This is a genomic window from Yoonia sp. MH D7 (assembly GCF_054439475.1).
This window is the reverse complement of sequence record NZ_JBTJCF010000001.1, coordinates 3,056,500-3,076,407: the sequence shown is the minus strand read 5'-3', so window position 1 is coordinate 3,076,407 and position 19,908 is coordinate 3,056,500. Positions and strand designations below refer to the sequence as shown.

Annotated in this window: 18 protein-coding genes; 5 read left to right on the top strand and 13 right to left on the bottom strand. The window is 57.6% G+C overall.

Going from position 1 to position 19,908, the window contains the following annotated elements; translation table 11 throughout:
- Positions 1 to 17 precede the first annotated feature (17 nt).
- The gene (locus ACXLHR_RS15305) at positions 18 to 1,154 is read right to left on the bottom strand and encodes a DNA recombination protein RmuC (RefSeq protein WP_458792248.1); all 1,137 of its coding nucleotides are present in this window, start codon (positions 1,152 to 1,154) and stop codon (positions 18 to 20) included.
- Positions 1,151 to 2,962, bottom strand: coding sequence for a DNA mismatch repair endonuclease MutL (mutL, locus tag ACXLHR_RS15300; RefSeq protein WP_458792247.1), 1,812 nt, complete (start codon positions 2,960 to 2,962; stop codon positions 1,151 to 1,153). The genes ACXLHR_RS15305 and mutL overlap by 4 nt, the downstream gene beginning before the upstream one ends.
- 99 nt (positions 2,963 to 3,061) lie before the next feature.
- Here mutL and ACXLHR_RS15295 point away from each other — a divergent pair, with 99 nt between their 5' ends.
- The gene (locus ACXLHR_RS15295; protein ID WP_458792246.1) at positions 3,062 to 3,385 is read left to right on the top strand and encodes an ArsR/SmtB family transcription factor; all 324 of its coding nucleotides are present in this window, start codon (positions 3,062 to 3,064) and stop codon (positions 3,383 to 3,385) included.
- Positions 3,382 to 3,846, top strand: coding sequence for an SRPBCC domain-containing protein (locus ACXLHR_RS15290; RefSeq protein ID WP_458792245.1), 465 nt, complete (start codon positions 3,382 to 3,384; stop codon positions 3,844 to 3,846). The genes ACXLHR_RS15295 and ACXLHR_RS15290 overlap by 4 nt, the downstream gene beginning before the upstream one ends.
- Here ACXLHR_RS15290 and ACXLHR_RS15285 read toward each other — a convergent pair.
- The 7 genes from ACXLHR_RS15285 to ACXLHR_RS15255 form a co-directional block, all read right to left on the bottom strand.
- On the bottom strand, positions 3,843 to 5,150 hold the full coding sequence (locus ACXLHR_RS15285; protein WP_458792244.1) for a M16 family metallopeptidase: 1,308 nt from the start codon (positions 5,148 to 5,150) through the stop codon (positions 3,843 to 3,845). The genes ACXLHR_RS15290 and ACXLHR_RS15285 overlap by 4 nt on opposite strands.
- A complete protein-coding gene (locus ACXLHR_RS15280) occupies positions 5,150 to 6,481 on the bottom strand; it encodes a M16 family metallopeptidase (RefSeq protein WP_458792243.1) in 1,332 nt (443 codons plus the stop codon). Before ACXLHR_RS15280 ends, ACXLHR_RS15285 begins: the two co-directional genes overlap by 1 nt.
- Before the next feature lie 83 nt (positions 6,482 to 6,564).
- Entirely contained in the window at positions 6,565 to 7,131 is a 567-nt protein-coding gene (locus tag ACXLHR_RS15275; protein WP_458792242.1) for a DUF3035 domain-containing protein, read from the bottom strand.
- Positions 7,128 to 7,601, bottom strand: a complete 474-nt coding sequence (lspA, locus tag ACXLHR_RS15270) for a signal peptidase II (protein ID WP_458792241.1) — start codon at positions 7,599 to 7,601, stop codon at positions 7,128 to 7,130. The genes ACXLHR_RS15275 and lspA overlap by 4 nt, the downstream gene beginning before the upstream one ends.
- A 10-nt stretch (positions 7,602 to 7,611) precedes the next feature.
- Positions 7,612 to 9,201: a bifunctional phosphoribosylaminoimidazolecarboxamide formyltransferase/IMP cyclohydrolase gene (gene purH / locus ACXLHR_RS15265; RefSeq protein ID WP_458792240.1), complete on the bottom strand. Its 1,590-nt coding sequence runs from the start codon at positions 9,199 to 9,201 to the stop codon at positions 7,612 to 7,614.
- A gap of 12 nt (positions 9,202 to 9,213) precedes the next feature.
- Positions 9,214 to 10,926 (bottom strand): heparinase II/III family protein, encoded by a 1,713-nt coding sequence (locus tag ACXLHR_RS15260; protein ID WP_458792566.1) that lies wholly within the window; start codon positions 10,924 to 10,926, stop codon positions 9,214 to 9,216.
- A gap of 102 nt (positions 10,927 to 11,028) precedes the next feature.
- The gene (locus tag ACXLHR_RS15255) at positions 11,029 to 12,300 is read right to left on the bottom strand and encodes an RsmB/NOP family class I SAM-dependent RNA methyltransferase (protein ID WP_458792239.1); all 1,272 of its coding nucleotides are present in this window, start codon (positions 12,298 to 12,300) and stop codon (positions 11,029 to 11,031) included.
- Between the two features lie 68 nt (positions 12,301 to 12,368).
- Between ACXLHR_RS15255 and ACXLHR_RS15250 the strand changes: the two genes are divergently transcribed.
- The 3 genes from ACXLHR_RS15250 (at position 12,369) to ACXLHR_RS15240 (ending at position 16,429) form a co-directional block, all read left to right on the top strand.
- A complete protein-coding gene (locus ACXLHR_RS15250; protein WP_458792238.1) occupies positions 12,369 to 12,536 on the top strand; it encodes a DUF1674 domain-containing protein in 168 nt (55 codons plus the stop codon).
- A 102-nt stretch (positions 12,537 to 12,638) separates the two neighbouring features.
- Positions 12,639 to 14,726 (top strand): hydantoinase/oxoprolinase family protein, encoded by a 2,088-nt coding sequence (locus tag ACXLHR_RS15245; protein ID WP_458792237.1) that lies wholly within the window; start codon positions 12,639 to 12,641, stop codon positions 14,724 to 14,726.
- The gene (locus ACXLHR_RS15240) at positions 14,723 to 16,429 is read left to right on the top strand and encodes a hydantoinase B/oxoprolinase family protein (RefSeq protein WP_458792236.1); all 1,707 of its coding nucleotides are present in this window, start codon (positions 14,723 to 14,725) and stop codon (positions 16,427 to 16,429) included. The genes ACXLHR_RS15245 and ACXLHR_RS15240 overlap by 4 nt, the downstream gene beginning before the upstream one ends.
- 51 nt (positions 16,430 to 16,480) lie before the next feature.
- Here the strand turns inward: ACXLHR_RS15240 and hemN are convergent, their stop codons facing one another.
- From hemN to ACXLHR_RS15220, 4 genes are all read right to left on the bottom strand, one after another.
- On the bottom strand, positions 16,481 to 17,833 hold the full coding sequence (hemN, locus tag ACXLHR_RS15235; RefSeq protein WP_458792235.1) for an oxygen-independent coproporphyrinogen III oxidase: 1,353 nt from the start codon (positions 17,831 to 17,833) through the stop codon (positions 16,481 to 16,483).
- Between the two features lie 111 nt (positions 17,834 to 17,944).
- On the bottom strand, positions 17,945 to 18,214 hold the full coding sequence (gene rpsO / locus ACXLHR_RS15230; protein WP_458792234.1) for a 30S ribosomal protein S15: 270 nt from the start codon (positions 18,212 to 18,214) through the stop codon (positions 17,945 to 17,947).
- A 134-nt stretch (positions 18,215 to 18,348) separates the two neighbouring features.
- Complete coding sequence (locus ACXLHR_RS15225; protein ID WP_458792233.1) at positions 18,349 to 19,257, bottom strand: calcium-binding protein; 909 nt, start codon at positions 19,255 to 19,257, stop codon at positions 18,349 to 18,351.
- A gap of 119 nt (positions 19,258 to 19,376) precedes the next feature.
- Positions 19,377 to 19,886, bottom strand: a complete 510-nt coding sequence (locus ACXLHR_RS15220; RefSeq protein ID WP_458792232.1) for a DUF1643 domain-containing protein — start codon at positions 19,884 to 19,886, stop codon at positions 19,377 to 19,379.
- Between the last annotated feature and the right edge of the window lie 22 nt (positions 19,887 to 19,908).

The following is a 19,908-nucleotide window of genomic DNA, read 5'->3' as shown; positions in this document are numbered from 1 at the left end:
AGAGGCGGCAGGGCTGGTTACACCTCTGGCGTCACATCTTCGAAATCGAAATTGTCGAGCTTTGCGGCCCGTTTGCCTGCGCGCTCGGAGGCGACGCCGATATCTTCGAGATCGCGGCGCGCTTGCCCAAAGTGCGTGTTCAGTTTTGCAACGCGTTCCGAGATCAGCTCGACATCGCGGTGCAGCAGCCGCAGGGTCGTACGGATTGCGCCCGCCTGTTCGCGCATACGCGCATCTTTGAGGATCGCGCGCATGGTGTTTAATGTGGCCATGCAGGTCGTGGGCGAGACAATCCAAACGCGGGCGGCGAACCCTTCGCGCACCAGTTCGGGAAAGTTGGCGTGTAGTTCGGCGTAGACCGCCTCGGATGGCAGAAACATCAGCGCACCATCGGCGGTTTCGCCGTCGAGGATGTATTTTTCCGAGATCGCTTTTATATGCGCTTTGACCGATGTGCGCATGAATTTGGCCGCCTCATTGGCCTCCCAATCGGTTTTCGCGCGGCGCAGGGCTTCGTAGGCTTCCAGCGGAAATTTACTGTCGATCACGATGGGCCCCGGCGGGTTTGGCAGATGGATCAAGCAGTCGGCGCGTTTGCCGTTTGAGAGCGTGTGTTGGAACGTGTAGGCGTCGGCGGGCAGCGCCTTACTGACGATATCGTTGAGTTGGATCTCACCGAATGCGCCGCGTGTTTGTTTGTTGGACAGGATGTCTTGCAGGGACAAAACGTCGCCAGATAACTTGGTAATATTCTCTTGTGCTTTGTCGATGGTTAGCAGCCGTTGCTGCAATTCGCCAAGCGATTGCGCGGTGCGTTGGGCCGAATGGGACATGTTCAGATTAAGGGATTCGGTGACTTGGCTCAGCCGCCGTTCCATCAGTTGCAGGGTTTTTGCCTGCTGTTGCGCCTGCGCCTCTGTGACCGAGGTCAGACCGCCAAAGAGTTGGTGTTGCCCATCAGAGAGCATTTGCACGCGATTGCCTAGGCCGCCCATTTGGCTAGCGAGGATCTGCGCCATTTCGCCTGATTTACCGGCACGGCGCACCGCCACAATCAACAAAACAACCATCGCGAGAAGAATGAGCGCAACGATGAGACCGGCGACGAACAACGGGTCGCCAAGCGCAAAGGTATAATCGCCGATCGTGATCATGTGCGGCCAAAGAGCCGTTCAATGTCGGAAAGTTTCAGCTCTACATAGGTGGGCCGTCCGTGGTTGCATTGGCCTGACATTGGCGTTGCTTCCATCTCGCGCAGCAGTGCGTTCATTTCTTCGCCGCGCATCCGTCGCCCTGTGCGGATCGAGCCGTGACAGGCGACGCGGGACAGGATTGCCTCGACTTTTGATTGCATGCGGTCAGAGCCGCCAGTGTCGTCCAACTCGTCGAGGATGTCGCGCAGCATGGCGCCTGCGTTGACTTCGCCCAAGATCGCGGGGGTTTCGCGCACGGCGATTGCGCCGCCGCCAAAGGGTTCGATGGTCAGGCCGAACCGCGCCAAGTCGTCAGCGATTTCGAGCAGTTGTGCTGCCTGATTGTCGGACATTTCGACGATTTCAGGGATCAGTAGGGCTTGCGCTGCGACGCCGTTTTCGGCCATTTGCCGTTTGAGTTTTTCATAGACCAAGCGTTCGTGGGCCGCGTGTCCGTCGACGATGACGATGCCCGCGTCGGTTTGCGAGATGATGTAGTTTTCATGCACCTGCGCGCGGGCCGCCCCCAAGGGTAAATGCGCTGGCTCGTCTTCAAAAACGGGTTCTATGCGTGCGGAGGGGGCTTCGGAGAAGCCGGGCGATTGCGCTTGGAACGACATGGAGCGCGCCGCGAATGACGGGCGGTCCATTTGGTAGACCCGCGGTTCGGTCACTTCGGGGCGCATAGCCCCCAAGGTTGCGTCGGCCACGGTAGTTGAGGCGCGGTGCCCTGCCTCTGCCAAGGCGTGGCGCAGGCCCGAGATGATGAGGCCGCGCACGATAGCGGGTTCACGAAACCGGACTTCGGATTTTGCGGGGTGCACGTTGACGTCGACCAGCGTTGGGTCGCAATCAACGAACAGCGCGGCAACAGGGTGACGATCGCGCGAAAGCACGTCCATATAAGCGGCGCGCAATGCGCCAAGCAGCATTTTGTCGCGCACGGGGCGTCCGTTTACGAACAGATATTGTGCGACTGCGGCCCCGCGAGAATAGGTTGGTAGCGCGGCGTAGCCTGTCAGGTGGAAACCCTCGCGCTGCGCATCAATGGGCAGCGCGTTATCTGCGAAATCGCGGCCAATGACGGTGCGCAAGCGGCCATGCAGCGCGTTGAACATGTCGCCAGTTTCGGCGTCGGCGCGAAAGGTTGTGCGATTATCGCCACCCGACGCATCGCGCAGGATGAAGGTGATGAAAGGTTCGGACATGGCCAAGCGCTTGACGACATCGCTCACGGCTTGTGCTTCTGCGCGGTCGGTGCGCAGGAATTTCAGCCGTGCGGGGGTGGCGTAGAACATGTCGCGCAGTTCGACCACGGTGCCGTTCGAGAGCGCGGCAGGGCGAACTTCGGTGTGTTTGCCGCCTGTGACGGAAATGGTGGCGCCCTCGCTATCCTGGGCGCGGCTGGTGATGGTCAGGCGACCGACCGCGCCGAGACTGGGCAGGGCTTCGCCGCGAAAGCCGAAGGAATGGATGTTCAGCAGGTCAGAGCCGTCGATTTTGCTGGTCGCGTGGCGCGATAGTGCAAGCGGCAGGTCGGAGCCTGAGATGCCGCAGCCGTCGTCGGTGACGCGGATCAGGGTTTTGCCGCCATCAGCGATAACCACCTCGATGCGCGTCGCCCCTGCGTCGATGGCATTTTCGAGCAATTCTTTGACCGCGCTCGCAGGGCGTTCAAGCACCTCGCCTGCGGCAATACGGTTCACAGCGGCATCGTCAAGCTGCTTGATAACAGGTTGAGGCTTTATCTGGGGGTCTGAACTGATCATGCCACAAGGGATAGCACGTCATTATGCGATTCTGCGAGACTTGAAATAGGAGTTATTGACATAAGCTTAATGTTATATAACAGTATACGTATGATAGAAATGCACACCACTTTTGCCGCCCTTTCCGATCCTACGCGCTGTTCCATTCTGGATATGCTGGCGGCGGGTGAGATGACGGTGATGGATATTTCTGATCGTTTTACCATGAGCCAGCCTGCGATTTCGCGGCATTTGAAGGTGCTGGAAACTGCGGGGCTGATCACGCGCCGTGTGGACGGTGCAAAGCGGCCCTGCGCCTTGTCGCCCGCAGGGATAGAGCAACTTGAGCAATGGGCGACCAAGCTACGCAGATCACTTGTGCAAAATTATGACCGACTAGATGCGGTTTTGGCCGCGATGCCCTCAGAAAAGGAAACGTCATGACCACTTTGAAAATCGACCTGACGGGTGACGGCTGCGCCGTCGCGACCCGTCAATTTGCGGCCACGCCCGAACAGGTTTTCCGCGCGCATACCGAGGCTGATCTGATCCGTCTTTGGATGGGCGGCATGGAGGGATGGGAGATGACGCATTGTATTTCTGACGCACGCGCCGGTGGCAAGCTAGGCTACGGCTGGGCAAATGAAGAGGGACATGCGTTTGAGATTACCGGCGAATATGAGGTCGTGACGCCCTATTCCGAGATCCGCCATGTGGAACGGATGCATATCCCTGATCCGACGCCCGACAACCGGTGCCACACCACATTCGAGGCCAAAGACGGTGGCACGTTGTTGACCCTGCGGATGCAACTGCCCGACGAAGAAAGCCTGAAAGCCATGCTAGATACCGGCATGGAGCAGGGCATGGAGGAAAGTTACAGCCGCATCGACGGGTTGTTTTAATCCGTGCTTTCCAACCCTTCGGGTTGGCCGACCACGACAAAGCGCAGGTTTTCGGGCTGTAAGAATTCAGTCGCAACGCGGTTCACATCGGACAGGGTAACGGCCTCGATGTAGTCGTTGCGATTGATGACATATTCGGTTGGCAGACCGATCATCTGCATGCCCACCATGATATTCGCGATTTCGGCGTTGCCGTCAAAACGCAGGGGATATTCGCCGGTCAGGTAGGTTTTGATCCTGTCCAATTCAGCTTGGGTCGCGCCGTTTGTCGCCAGATCGGACCAGACATCGCGGGTCACTTGGATGGCCTGCGCGATGGTGGCATTACTGCTGGCCACCTGCCCAATCCACATTTCAGCGTGGAATTTCGGCACGAGAGAGGCACCGATCCCATAGGTCAGGCCACGCTTTTCGCGGACCTCGTTCATCAGGCGGGATTCGAACCCTGCCCCACCCAGAATTTCGTTGAGAATATAGGCGGCAAAGAAATCGTCGTCGTCGCGTTTGATGCCGGAATGGCCAAACAGGGCCACGGCTTGCGGGGTGTCAAACGGGATCACGGTCACGCCACCAGACAGGCCGAAAGGCACATCCGCGATTTGCGGCGGTCCATCGGCAGGCAGGTCGCCGAGCAACGTGTCGAGGATCGGGCCAATCTCGGCAGTGGTGATATTGCCGACCGCAGACACATAGATATCGCTGCGCGTTAATGCATTACGGTAGGCGTCAAACATGTCATCTTGGGTCAGTGCGGACACGCTTTCCACGGTGCCATCGCTGGACGAACCGTAGGGGTGATCGCCAAATGCAGCACTGTCAAAATAGGCGGTTGCGATGCGGTTCGGGCTTTTGGCGTCGCTGGCGATACCTGACAGGACTTGCGCGCGCACGCGGTCGATGGCGTCTTGGTCAAAGCGCGGCGCGGTCAGGGCGCCATGTAGTAGTTCCAGAACCTCGTCTTGATTTTCGGTCAGGAAACGCGCCGAGATAGACATGGTGTCGTCGTAGGCGCGGAACGAAAAGCTGGCGGCGAGCGCGTCGAGTTTGGTCTGGAACGCGCGGGCGTCCATGTCGCCGCTGCCTTCCTCGATCAGCGCCATCATCAGGTTGGTAGCACCGCGTTTTTCGGGCAGGTCAAGCGACGCGCCGCCGCGCATGCGGATTTCAAGAGCAGTAAACGGGATCGACGGTTCCTCGACGACCCATGCGTTGATGCCGCCTGCGGAGGTGACTTCTTCGATCTCGATCGCGGAGGCGACTGTTGCGCCAAGCGCAAAGCAGACTGTCAAAACAATACGGAACATTAGCGGGCCTCCTCGGCGGCTGAGACGACCCATCCTGTCACGGATTGATCGCGGTTTAGAACCTTTTGCGCCACGGCTTTTACGTCTTCGGCGGTCACGTCTTGCAAGACTTGCGGCCAGTCTTGCACGTCTTGCACGGTTAACCCTTGGGTCAGGGCGCGTCCGTAGCGGTTGGCCAAACCTTCGACATTATCCAAGGCGTAGATTTCAGAGGCGCGCAGTTGTGTGCGCAGACTTTCCATTTTGGTCAAATCGATGTCGGCGGCGAGGAAGGCGGCGATTGCTTCGTCCATTGCTGCCTCGGCCTCGGAAAGAGTTACACCTTCGGAGGGGGCGACGCTAAGGCCGAAGCTGCCGATATCAAGGTTCGATCCGCTGTAGCCAGCCGAACTGTAAATGGCGGTTTGTGTGTCGAATTGCAGGGCCTGACCGAGGGCGGACGTGAACGGCGAACCTCCTAGGAGGTCAGCGAGATAGACCAATGCGGCGGCTTCTTTCTGCGCGCCTGCATCGCGTTCGGGGGCCAGATACGAACGCGAAAGGTAGGATTGACTGACGCGTGGATCGACGTAGGTGATCCGGCGTTCCGCCCGTTGCGGTGGCTCAGACGGGCGCAGGCGATCGGGCAGGTTTTCCTCTGCGGGGATCACACCGTAGTATTGTTCAGCCAAGGCTTGCACGTCTTCGGGTTTCACATCACCCGCGACAACCAGAACCGCGTTGTTGGGCGAATAGTAGAGGTCATAGAAATCGAGAGCGTCTTGCAGGCTCAGATCTTCCATTTCGTGCTTCCAGCCGATCACCGGCACGCCATAGCGGTGGTTTTGGTACAGGGCGGCGTCGAATTGTTCGCGCGCCAAGGCGTTGGGATTATTCTCGGTGCGCTGGTTGCGCTCTTCAAGGATCACATTGCGTTCGGTGACAATGTCGTCTTCGGTCAGCATCAGATTGTTCATCCGGTTGCTTTCCATTTCCATCATCAACGGCAAGCGGTCGGCCGCGATGCGCTGGTAATAGGCGGTATAATCGTGGCTGGTAAAGGCGTTGTCAGCGCCGCCATTGGCAGAGACCACCGCAGAAAACTCGCCGCTTTCCAATTGATCGGTCGCTTTGAACAGCAGATGTTCGAGAAAGTGTGCGACACCAGACGCGCCAACCGGTTCGTCCGCCGATCCAATTCGATACCAGACCATGTGAACCACAACAGGGGCACGGTGATCTTCGATCACGACGACATCCATGCCGTTATCAAGGGTGTAGGTTGTCACGTCCGCGGCCAAAGCAGGCAAGGCAGTGAACATCAGTAAAGCAGAAGAAATCAGGCGGCGCATGGGCGATCCTTTGTCAGTGGCGTTAGGCATAACCTACGCCGCAAACAGCATCGCGCAAGTGGCACAAACGCGGATGTGATCGGTTAGTTGGCGGGGGGCGCCGTTGGGGTTGCCACACCTGCGGCGCGGAACCTCGCAAGCTCGGCATAGGCATCGAGTGCGCTACCTGAGTATGCTTTGAAATACCGGTCGCGGCTCAAGATCGACAAGAACCCCAAGCGTTTTTTGCCTGCGCGAAACCGTGCATCTTCGTTTGCCAGAGTGCTGCGGATATCGCTCTGCGTGCCGTTGCGGCCCGCTCGTGCCACCAGCGCCGCGTCACTTGCTGGAATACCGCCCGTGTTTGCCACCGCTGCATTGCCGCCAAGTGCCGCAATCGCGTCGGCTTTTGGCGTTGCGTCCGTCAGGTTTGCACCGCCTGGCGTGGGCGCCGGCAAGGTCATTGTCGCGGGGATCTGGAGCGCGGCGAGAGGTATCACCGAAAACTCGTCAGGACCGCCCGTAGAGGACCGCATGTCATGCAATGGCCGCTGGCCTGATGAACATGCCATCAGTGTCGCCGCTGTCAGAACTGCCAAAATCGTCTTGCGCATTGTCAAACCTTTGATCTTTTCACGGCCCCTTTTAGACGAACCATCGTCGGTCGTCACGTCCGTTTCTTTTTAGATGGGCGGCTATCGGCAAATGCGATGCCGATTGCGCCGATAAAAATCGCGATATCCGCAATATTGAATGCATAAGGGTTCTGAAATCCGCAGCAAGACATGTTCAGAAAATCGGCCACCGCGCCATAGATCAGGCGGTCAACAACATTGCCCAGCGCACCGCCGATCAGGAACCCTGCTGCGATATAGGTGAACCTGTCGGCGGGCCTGCGCCACAGCCAGATCACAACGCCGACCGAGATCGCACAGGCAACCCCGATCAGCACCCAACGCATGTCGAACCCTGCGCCGATCCCAAAGTTCACGCCTCTGTTCCATGCCATCGTGAAGACCAGAAACGGGTCAAAAATCGCGACAGGCTGCCCTTCTTTGAGTTGCAGCATATGCAGGATATAATATTTGCTGGCTTGATCCACCAGAAACACCCAAAATCCCGTCCAGAATAGAAGCCGCATCAATTTCTCCTTAATGCCGGAAGTGGCGCATGCCGGTAAAGACCATGGCGATGCCAGCCTCGTCAGCCGCTGCAATGACCTCGTCGTCGCGCATGGAACCGCCGGGTTGAATGACGCAGGTTGCCCCTGCGGCTGCGGCCTCTAACAACCCGTCAGCAAAGGGGAAGAACGCGTCGGAGGCCACCGCCGATCCTATGGCGAGCGATTCGGGCAGGTCCATTGCACTTGCCATACGCTCGGCTTTTTGGGCCGCGATCAAGGCACTGTCGAGACGTGACATTTGCCCTGCGCCGACGCCAACTGTGGCACTATCTTTGACGTAGACGATTGCGTTGGATTTGACGTGCTTCGCCACTTTCCAAGCGAACAAAAGATCGGTCATTTGCGCATCTGTCGGTTTGACTTTTGTCACGACTTTGAGATCGGAAAGATCGACTGATCCGACATCTTTGTCTTGCACTAACATGCCGCCAGCGACCTGCTTCATGGTGATTTGCGCGGCTTTTGGATCGGGCAATCCGTCTGTTGTGAGCAGGCGCAAGTTCTTCTTGGTGGCAAAGATGGCGCGGGCCTCAGGGGATGCGCCCGGCGCGATCACGACTTCGGTGAAAATCTCCACAATCGCCTTTGCAGTGTCTACATCTAGCGGCTGGTTCAGCGCCACAATGCCGCCAAACGCAGAGGTCCGGTCACAGTTGAAAGCGTTTTTATAAGCCTCAAGCAAGGTCGCGCCGCGCGCCACACCGCTGGGGTTTGCGTGTTTGATGATCGCGACTGCGGGGCCATCGGCAGGGTCGAATTCTGCAACCAACTCGAACGCGGCATCGGTGTCGTTGATATTGTTATAGGACAGTTCCTTGCCCTGATGTTGCACGGCGGTCGCAACACCTTGGCGGTCTGTTCCATCGGTGTAAAAGGCGGCGGACTGGTGGCTATTTTCACCGTAACGCATTTCTTGCTTGAAGGTGCCCGCGATCGAGCGACGGCGCGGTGTTGCCAGATCAATCGCCGAGGCCATCCAAGTACTGACAGCGGTGTCGTATGCGGCGGTGCGACCATAGGCGGTTTGCGCAAGCTTTTGACGGAATGCCAATGTCGTCTGACCGTTGTTTGCATCAAGCTCACCGAGCAGCGCGTCATAGTCTTGCACGTCTGTGATTACGTTCACAAACGCATGGTTTTTCGCGGCAGAGCGGATCATCGCAGGACCGCCAATGTCGATGTTTTCAATGCAGGTGTCGAAATCCGCGCCTTTGGCTACAGTTTCTTCAAACGGGTAAAGATTAACGACCAACAGATCGATTGCGCCGATATTATGCTCGTCCATTGCTGTAACATGTGCGGGCAGATCGCGGCGCGCTAACAGGCCGCCATGCACAACGGGGTGTAGGGTTTTTACGCGCCCGTCCATCATTTCAGGAAAGCCCGTGACGTCTGCTACGTCTTTTACATCAAGGCCTGCATCGCGCAGTGCTTTGGCTGTGCCGCCGGTGGACAACAGTTCGACGCCGCGCGCGGCCAAGGCACGGCCAAGTTCAAGCAACCCCGTCTTATCAGAGACAGAAAGCAGTGCGCGTTTCAGTGGTGCAAGGTCAGTCATGTGATCCCCCGATCATTCATCATTTGGGTCCATCAAATCGTCCGTGACCAAATCGCGCACACCTTCGGGCGTGCCTTGCGCTTTGGCCAACGACCAGCGGACGCGTGTCGCATAGGCCATTGTGCTGCCAGATAAAACCACCTGTTGCGTCGGACGCGGCTTTAATCGGCCATTTTCGAGATAAACTGAAGGCTCAAGTGCCAAATCGGCATGTCCATCGTAGCGCAGGATCCAGACCTCGCCGGATTTAAGCGCCATCGACACCGCGGCCCCGCCCATATCAAGGGTCGCATCAACGTCGGGATGCAGATGAAAGCGCAGCGCGTAAGGGATGCCTTGCAGTGCGCTTTCGTCCAGCGCGTGCGCGAACCGTCTTTTGTCGGCGTCAGTCAGCGTTGTCAGCACATCGTCGCCCACCATGCCGCGTCCGTCCGTCGCCAGATCTAGTGTGCGAGCGTGTGTTAAGCCGTGGGTGACGCGGTAACCGTCGTGCGACATCTCCATGCGCTTGCCATCATGCAGTGCGGAAAATTCGGCGATTACCTCGTGCGGCACGTCGTCCAACATTTCCTGCCGAGATGTGACCACACGGCTGGGTGCGCCCAATCGGGACGAGGAATATCCTTCGATGCACAGGGTAGAGTGGCTTGGTGTGGCGCGCCCTGCGCGCCGCCAGTCTTCGCCAAAGGTGCGACCTGATCCGCAATTCACGATCAATGGCCTGCGCCCCGATGTGACCTCGAACGCAAGCGTGCTGGCATGCGCGTTCACTGATATCGGCCCGCTTGGCGGTGGTGCTGCGTCAATCACAATCGAAGTACGCCCTGCATGCATCCGCGCAAAACCCATGTAAAGCTTGTCGGTCGGGCGCGTGCGATCTCCTGCCATGGCCAAAGCAAGATCAAGCCGCCCGTCCAGCCCACGCCCACCGCCATGGAACCGCGCCAAGCCACCGTCAGCGTGACGCAAGGCCCGCAGGGTGGGCGTGATTCGCGCAATCGCCATTGCAATCGCCGCAGGGGGCTCTTCGCCTGCCTCGGTCAACGCCGCCGTGGCCCATGTCAAAAGGGTGAGGACTTCTAGCAATTCTTCGGGGTTACGCGTTGGAATGCCGCCGGTCTTATCAATTTCGCGCGCACAATCTCGCGCCAAGGCTTTGACCGCAGGGGCAACGTGTTCTTCCATACCCTCTAGCGACAGCCCCGCGTAGATCATGCCCGTAAGAGCCTCAAAGCGCGGCAACCCTTGCGCGGTTGTTTGCCAGCGCCGTGACAGGAAAATCGTTTGCTGACCCAGCGAGCGGTAAAACGCTTGGCTTTCGGATTTCTCCAAGCCGCGCAACACAAAAAATCCGTGCTGAATCCAGCGGATCAGGCGGCGCCCGACCAAATCAGGGGTCCAGCCTAAACCACGCCCGTTGCCATAACGGGTGATCCACGCCGCGATCCACGTCTGCGCACAGGCACGCGCCTTAGCATCACCAACGGCAGCCAGATCATCAAGCCAGATGCAACCTTGCAGTTCTTCGGCCACCACATCGTTGTCTTTTGCAATATCCCAAATCACTGCGCCTTTGGCCTCGGTCAAGGCGCCTGCAAACAGGAAATTTCCCGCGATCATCTGACGACCTCGCGCAAAATGACCAATGGTGCGCGGTTCTGGCTGGCTGACGAACCCTGTCGCGGGACGTGCATGAGACGCCACACGCGCATGGACGCGGTGCATGATCTGGACGCGCTTCGCACGCCATGTTTGTGGTTTTGCCACTGTCTGCTGCCTCGGCTTCGCGCTGTTACGCTTGATTATTACCGAGACAATAGCCGCGTCTTACGGCTTTGTCAGCACAGCAATATAAAAACCGTCCATGCCGCCGCGATCGGGCCAATAATCGGGGCGCAAACGCACGCCACCCTCAAAGGTGGTCCAGTCGGGGTCGATGCCTGTGCGGTTTGCGGCGGTGACGTCAACGGTCAGACCTGCATGGCGCTCCAAGGCTTCCTCGATCTGCACTTCCCCTTCGTCGGGCAACAAAGAACAGGTGCAATATACCAGCTTGCCGCCTGATTTCAGCAAGGTCAGCGCGTGGTCGATCAGCGAGGATTGCTGTTCGATCAACGCGGCAAATTCAGAGCCGTCTTTAGCATAGGGCAGATCAGGGTGGCGGCGGATTGTGCCGGTCGCCGAACATGGCGCGTCAAGAAGGACCGCATCATATTGCCCCGTGACGTCAAAGGCATCTGCCACAATCACCTCGGCCGAGAGCTTCACGCGCGCAAGATTTTCAGAGACACGCATCACGCGACCTTGCGAGATATCAACGGCTGTCACCACGGCCCCAGCGGCCGCGAGTTGCATGGTTTTGCCACCCGGCGCGGCGCACAGATCCAGAACTGTCATGCCCTCTGTCGGGGCCAACATCAGCACAGGGATCGCAGCGGCAGCATCCTGCACCCACCAATCACCCGTATCAAAACCTGCCAGCGCGCTGACTTGGCCTGCATCGGCGACGCGCACCGAGCCGGTCGGCAAGACAACTCCGCCCACCGCCTCAGCGATTTTCTCGGGGTCACCTTTACAGGTCAAATCAAGCTGCGCGCCTGCAAAATGTGCGACGTCCATCGCGTCCATCGCGGGACGACCCCACGCGGCGACGAGCGGCTGACGCAACCATCCCGGCATCAGAGGAACGGCGCGCTTATGCCACGCGGCGGGGCCTTCCTCGGCGATGCGGCGCAGAACCGCGTTGGTCATGCCTTTCATCGAGGCGGTGCGCTGGTTGCGACCGACGATCTCGACATAGGCGTTCACCACCCCATGTGCCGCCTCGCCACCTGTTAATTCGATCACGCCCAAACGCAGGGCATTCATCACGTAATCTGGCGGCGTGGTTTTTTTGAAATAAGGTTTCAACATGCGATCGGCGCGGTCCAAGCCTCGCAATGCATCAGTTGCCAAGCGTTGCGCACGCGCACGATCGTCAGGGGCCAGATGCTCTAAAGCGCCACCACTGATCAACTCGGACATCAAACGGCCCTCGCCTGTAATATGTTCCAGCAAATGATGCGCGGCGCGGCGCGGTGGCAGACCTGATTGGCTCATGGGTGTTCCCTTGTTTTCACAAGCATGGGCAGTATATCAAAGAACACGACCCCACAAGGACAGCGCAAATGACCGATGAATTTCCAGACGCCGCAAAACGTGCTCTCGCAGAAGCAGAGACCCGACGACGTGAGAGTGGCGACGTTAAATTGCCAACGGAACTGGGGGGCCGCAAAGGCCCTGAACCTGTCCGCTATGGCGATTGGGAGAAAAAGGGCATCGCTGTCGATTTTTAGACGCTCACAAGGGATTGATGACTGCGATTAAGATATGCCAGTGTGCTGGCATAGGTAGGCCGCAACACGACGACCTATCCTTCATTTACAAAGGATAGCCCCATGAAGACCACTCATCCACGGCTTGGAGTCGATATCGGCGGAACATTCACCGATGTTGTTCTGGAACGGGATGGTGCGTCGTTTTCGACCAAAGTGTTGACCACCTACGCCGCCCCCGAAAACGCAATTATCGACGGTATGAACCAGGTTTGCGCCAAGGCGGGCATCACCCCGCGTGATATCGTGCAAATTATCCATGGGACGACCCTTGCCACCAATGCGTTGATCGAGCGGCGCGGCGCGAAAACCGCGTTGATCACAACCACCGGATTTCGCGATGTGATCGAGATGCGCACCGAGTCGCGTTTCGAACAATACGACTTGAACCTGACGCTGCCAGAGCCCCTGCTCGCGCGGCAAATGCGTTATACCGTTTCAGAGCGGATCGATGCCAAAGGCAATATCCTGATCCCACTGGACCGCGCAGAGGTGGTGGCCGTGGTCGAGCAGATCAAGGCAGCCGGATATGAATCGGTGGCGGTTGGCCTGCTGCATTCCTATCTGAACGATACCCACGAGAAAATGGTCCGCGATGTTCTGGCGGAACTGATGCCAGAAATAATGGTCTCGATTTCTTCGGAAGTCAGCCCGCAGATGCGCGAATACGAGCGGTTTAATACCGTGGTCGCCAACGCCTATATCAAACCTTTGATGAAGTCCTATCTAGGCCGCCTGAAGGGTCGCCTGAAAGATGAAGGTGCAGGGTGTCCAATTTTCCTGATGCACTCTGGTGGCGGCATTATCAGCATTGAGAGCGCGGCAGATTTCCCCGTGCGTCTGGTTGAATCCGGTCCCGCAGGCGGTGCGGTTTTTGCGGCTAATATCGCGGCGCGCTATGGTCTAGATAAGGTGCTGTCATTTGACATGGGTGGCACCACCGCCAAAATTTGTTTGATCAAGAACCAGACACCAAAGACCTCGCGCGTGTTTGAGGTTGCCCGCACGTACCGCTTCAAAAAGGGGTCAGGCATGCCGATTTCCATCCCTGTGATCGACATGGTCGAGATTGGTGCAGGCGGCGGATCACTCGCACATGTGGACGCGATGCGCCAAATTCGTGTGGGCCCAGAAAGTGCGGGATCAGAGCCGGGACCGGCCTGCTACGGACGCGGTGGCGATAGACCTGCCGTGACCGACGCGGATTTAGTCTTGGGCAAACTCGACCCTGACAATTTCGCTGGCGGCTCGATAAAACTATCCAAAACGGACTCTAACAAGGCTTTAGAGACTGTTTTAGGCATCCCTCTGGACATGGACGCGCAAACCGCTGCGTTTGGTTTGGCCGAGGTTGTTGATGAAAACATGGCAAACGCTGCGCGGGTGCATGCGGTCGAAAACGGCGAGGATCTTGCTGACTATACCATGATCGCCTTTGGCGGCGCGGCGCCGCTTCATGCTGGCCGCCTCTGTGAAAAACTAGGCGTTGACCGGTTACTCGTGCCGACCGGCGCGGGGGTGGGCTCTGCTATCGGGTTCCTGCGCGCGCCGTTCAGTTTCGAGGCGAACCGCTCTGTCTATATGCGCCTGTCAGGGTTTGACGCAGATGTCATCAAAACGCTGCTGGGCGAGTTGCAATCAGAGGCAAAAGGGTTTGTGCGGACCTGCGATGCGACGGCTGATATATTGTCCGAATTCAAGGTTTACATGCGCTATGCGGGCCAAGGCTGGGAAATCCCGATTGTATTGACAGAGGCGCAGGCCATGTCGCCTGACGCAGCCACATTCCAGCGCTTGTTCGAGGCCGATTACACCAAACTTTTCGGACGCACGGTTACGGGCATGGACATTGAAATCACCGTCTGGTCGGTCAACGCCACAACGCCGCCAGAGCAGGTCGCCGCGATCAAAACCGCAAGCGCAAGCGGGCCTGCCCCGTCAACCAACACCCGCGACTTGTTCGACGCAGGGTTGGGCCACACTACCCCGGCGCAGATCATCAACCGCACCGACATGACTGCGGGCCAGACCGTGCAGGGCCCCGCGATTATCGTCGAGGACGAGACCACGATCATCCTACCCTCCACCCGCCAAGCCATCGCCCAACCCGATGGCACCATCGATGTGACCCGCAAAGGAGACCGCCAATGAACGCCCCCTCAAATGTCGCATATCAAGTCATGTGGAACCGCCTGATTTCGGTTGTGGAAGAACAGGCGCAAGCCCTCGTGCGGACCGCATTCTCGACCTCGGTACGCGAAGCGGGCGATCTGTCGGCCGGGGTCTATAACGCCGACGGTTTGATGCTGGCGCAAGCGGTCACAGGCACCCCTGGACATGTGAACGCGATGGCTGACGCAGTGGCGCATTTCATCCGGCGCATCGGTCGCGACAACATCCACGCAGGCGACGTTTATATCACCAACGACCCGTGGGAAGGCACCGGCCACCTGCACGATTTCACCGTTGTGACCCCCTCGTTTCACAATGGCATCCATGTCGGGTTCTTTGCATGCACCGCCCATGTTGTTGACGTTGGCGGCCGCGGATTTGGTGCTGATGGCGCTAGCGTCTTTGAGGAAGGCATCCACGTCCCCATCATGAAATTTGCCGATCAAGGCACGGTTGATAAAACCCTCGTCGCCATGCTGCGCAGCAATGTGCGCGAACCGGATCAGTTGATTGGCGACCTTTACGCGCTTTCGTCGTGTAATGAGATCGGGCATCGGCGGCTGATCGAAATGATGCAGGAATTCAACCTAACAACGCTGACGGGCATTTCCGATTTCATCCTCGACAATTCGCGGCGCGCGACATTGGAACGCATCGCCGCCCTGCCCCGCACCAGCGCCACTGGCGAGATGACGGTTGATGGCTTTGATGTGCCGATTACGTTGAAGGTCAAATTGACGATCCACGCTGACCGCATTGTCACCGATTTTGCCGGCACCTCGGGCGTTGATAAAAAGGGAATCAACTGTCCATTGGTCTATGCCAAAGCCTATGCTTGCTACGCGTTGAAGGTCGCGATTGCGCCCGAAATCCCCAACAACGCCGCCTCGCTTGCTCCGTTCGAGGTCACGGCCCCTGAGAACACGATTGTAAACGCGGTGCATCCCGCCCCCGTGGCCTTGCGGCACATCGTGGGCCACTTTGTACCCGATGTGGTGTTCAACGCATTCGACAAAATTATGCCCGGTCTGGTCCCTGCGGAAGGGGCCGGCTGCCTGTGCAACTTTCAGGTCTCGGTGCGCCCACGCACCGACGCGCCCGCACCGGATGACGCAGTTCGATCCGAGGTGTTGACGTTCAACTCGGGCGGCTCAGGCGCACGACCGCAGCACGACGGATTAAACGCAACCGCCTTTCCCTCTGGCGTGATGACCATGCCCGTCGAAGCAACCGAACATGCAGGCCCCGTCATAATCTGGCGCAAAGAGTTGCGACCCGACAGCGGCGGCGCAGGTCAACAGCGTGGCGGTTTGGGGCAATTCATGGAAATCGGCGCGCGCGATGGTCATGAATTCGACCTGCAGGCCATGTTCGATCGCGTGCAACATCCGGCCCTTGGACGTCGCGGCGGCGGTGCCGGTGCGGCCACGACAATCAACCAAGATGACGGCACCAAAATGCAAGGCAAAGGCAAGCAATTTGTGTCCCACGGTCGACGCGTTCAAATGGCATTTCCGGGTGGTGCGGGCTACGGCGATCCTGCGTTGCGCGAAAAATCCAGCGTGATGCGCGATCTCGCACGGGGATATATCTCCGAAGCAACCGCGCGGCAGGACTACGGGTTAGGTGACGCCGATATTGCAACCGTCAACGCGGCCATCGTAGGCGGGCAAGACCTTTAAACCTTGCGCCCGATCCCGCAACTGGAAACGGGCACACGGTCGACATCGGCCTTACGACGCCTTTGAGTAAAGCGCCGATTCGATCCGGTATGTGTCAAATACATTGGCCACAAGTCGGGCCACGTGTCGGGCATGGTCGATGATTTCAAACCCGTTCGCGGTGCGCCGGGTCACGGCCTTAAACTGCGCAAGCGCCTTGTCCAGATCGGGGATTACGCTGTCCAGCAGGCTGCCATAGGTGTCACGCAATTCCAGTAGATCAACCGAAAAATCGCACATGATCATCTCGATCAAACGCGCGCGCATCTGGTCGTCGGGTGTCATCGCAAAGCCACGCGCGCCGGCCAATCGCCCCGTCTCGATCCGCGAGATATAGGCGGCTGTCGCGGCTGCGTTTTGCACATAGCCATCGCTAAACCGCGAAATTGACGAGGCCCCGATGCCGATAAGTGTCGGGCAACTGTCAACGGTGTAGCCTTGAAAATTACGCCGCAACGCACCTGATTTTGCGGCCTTGGCAAGCGTATCGTTAGGCTTTGCAAAATGATCGATGCCTATTTCCGCCATGCCCGCGGTCACAAACCGCTCAGTCGCCAGTTCGGATAGATCATGGCGGGCATAATCGTCGGGCAATGTGTCTTGTTTGATCAATTTCTGACGCTTGGCCATATGCGGAACATGGGCGTAGCCGAACAACGCGATACGGTCGGGATCGAGGCTAAGCACCTGATCAATCGAGGCGTCCATTTTCGCAAGTGTCTGATGTGGTAGGCCGTAAACCAGATCGGCGTTCAAGGATGTAATCCCCGCATTTCGTAATAAATCTACGCAGGTTTTGGTTTGTTCAAAACTTTGATGGCGGCCAATTGCATCCTGCACGTCGGGCGCAAAATCCTGAATGCCGATACTGGCGCGGGTCATGCCGACCTCTGCCAAGGCCTCGATTTTGTCGGCATCAACCATCGTCGGGTCAATCTCTACCGAAAATTCAAAGTTGTCAGCGGGTGGGAAAACCTGCTTAATTGCGGTAGCCAGTTCGCGAATTAAGTCAGGTGGCAGGATTGTCGGTGTGCCGCCGCCCCAATGTAATCGCCCCATTTGCAATCCGTCGGGACGTAGTTTTCGCAACTGCGTCAGCTCTTTTTTCACTACGTCAATATAGTGAACGACCGGCGACAGGGTGGTGGTGCCTTGGGTCCGGCAGGCGCAGAACCAGCACAGTCGTTCGCAAAATGGAATGTGAATATAGACAGAAACCGGCTCTGCGGGATCGAGCCTGCGGATACATTTTTCTTGAAAATCAACACCCGTCTCGGGCGAGAACGCCGTTGCGGGCGGATAGCTGGTATAGCGCGGAACCCGCGCGTCAAAAAGGCCAAGTGCGGCAAGCGATGCATGTTTCATGGCGCATGTTTACGGCCCGGCATCGTCAACGACTTTGATATAGAACAAACCCTAAAAACAAAAACGCCCACCGCAATGGGTGAGCGTTTCCGAAGACATTTGCTGGTCGGGTTAGCGACGCAGGCCCAAACGCTTGATCAGGTCCTGGTAACGGGCCTCATCTTTGCCGCGGGCGTAATCCAAAAGCTTACGACGCAGAGCAACCATTTTCAAAAGACCACGACGACCGTGGTTGTCTTTCTTGTGGGTTTTAAAGTGCTCGGTCAGTGTCGCGATGCGCGAGGAAAGGATAGCAACCTGTACTTCGGGTGAACCTGTGTCACCTTCTTTGATTGCGAATTCTTTCATCAGGCGTGTTTTTTCTTCAGCAGTAATCGACATCGGGGTCTCCTTGTCTAAGGGTTAATGGCGCGATCCGGGATGTCGTCCAGAAAAGCCCGTGGAGTATCAGCGCAGGGATTCCCCGCGCAGATGGGTGCGTTTAGGTCAATTTGCGCAAAAATGAAAGCCTTTTGTCATGCAGCAGTGAGCACGATTGGTACACTGGACAAATCAAGCGCCGTGTAACCGGCAAATGTTGCAACAGGCGTATCATCCGCCATCAGCAAAACACCGTCATCTTTGTCAATAAATTGTAAAACAGGTTCGCCACCTGCCGGATCGTATGCAATTTCGATTGTGTCTTCATCCAGATTGAAGTCATCAACAAATGCACCACTCGCCACTTCTAGCAAAAATGTGTCCGCGCCATCGCCACCATTCAAATGATCGCCAACACCGGACATCAAAATATCGTTGCCAGCGCCCCCATTCAGAAAATCGCGACTACCATCGTCACGCCCGTCCAGCACATCATCGCCAGAGCCGCCAAACATCACATCTTCGCCATTGCCCCCGCTAAGTGTGTCATTGCCAAGTGACCCAAGTAATGAATCGTTGCCATCGCCACCAATCAATACATCGTCACCAGCGCCGCCATTCAGGTCATCATCCCCATCGCCACCATAGAGACTGTCATCGCCAACGTGGCCGAAAATACCATCGTTGCCAGCACCAGCGTAGATCATGTCATTGCCGCGTCCGCCGTGCAATTCGTCGTCGCCGCTGCCGCCATCAATGTTATCGTCGCCATCTTCGCCGCTAATCAGGTCGTTGCCAGAGCCCGCCGAGAGGCAATCATCATCCGGACCGGCAAACATAACCACGTCCTCGTCCACCGGTTCAGGTTCGATATCCAGATCGACCTCACCGGATGCAGCATCGCCCAACAGTTGGTCAATCGTCATGATTTCAGATGATTCTTCATCCTGCGCAGCCTTTGTATCGGCCGCATCCTGCTCTGCTGCACTGTCGTCATCAAATTCAGTGCCCGTCAGCATGACCGCAGAGAGCGCCAAGCTAAATAATCCAAGAATCGCAAACATTGTCTATGTTCCGCATATTAGGTCGCCCCGACCACGTTAATACCTGCGTAATAACACAGAACATCGCACCACCGCGTTAATTCACACCAGAAGGTTAACGGCTAAAAAAACGCAAAAGATTATGCGCCCCACAGCTCCGGCTGCTGGGTATATTTGATGTAAAGCGGATGCTTGGGGTGACCGTCCTTCGTCAATCCAAGCGTAAAAATCGGCTGAGCGGTCTGGCGTAACAAGGCCGCCACCTGCGCACCGCGACCCAGATGCACGCCATGCGTACCCCACGCGGCAATCACGGTATCCGCCCAAACGGCAGCTTCGCGAATCATTACGTCGTTGGCTGGCCCAACAGGTTCTACGGCCGCCCGCATTTTACGCGGATCGGTATCGCGCCATGCAAAGATATTGGTCACACGAAACGCACCGAACCCCAAGGCACGCGCCCTGCGCTCGCAACGCTCGACCGTCGGATCATTCTGCACTTCGGTGGCGGTCGACGGGTTCAGCATAACGAACAACGCGCGTTTGCCGTCCGCATCCCATTCACGGGTCAAGGCATAGCGATAGCGCTCGCAATCCGAATAGATCGCGGTGGAACTGGACTGCGACGTCGTATGATCACGCACAATCATGGGTCACCTGTAGGATGGGGCC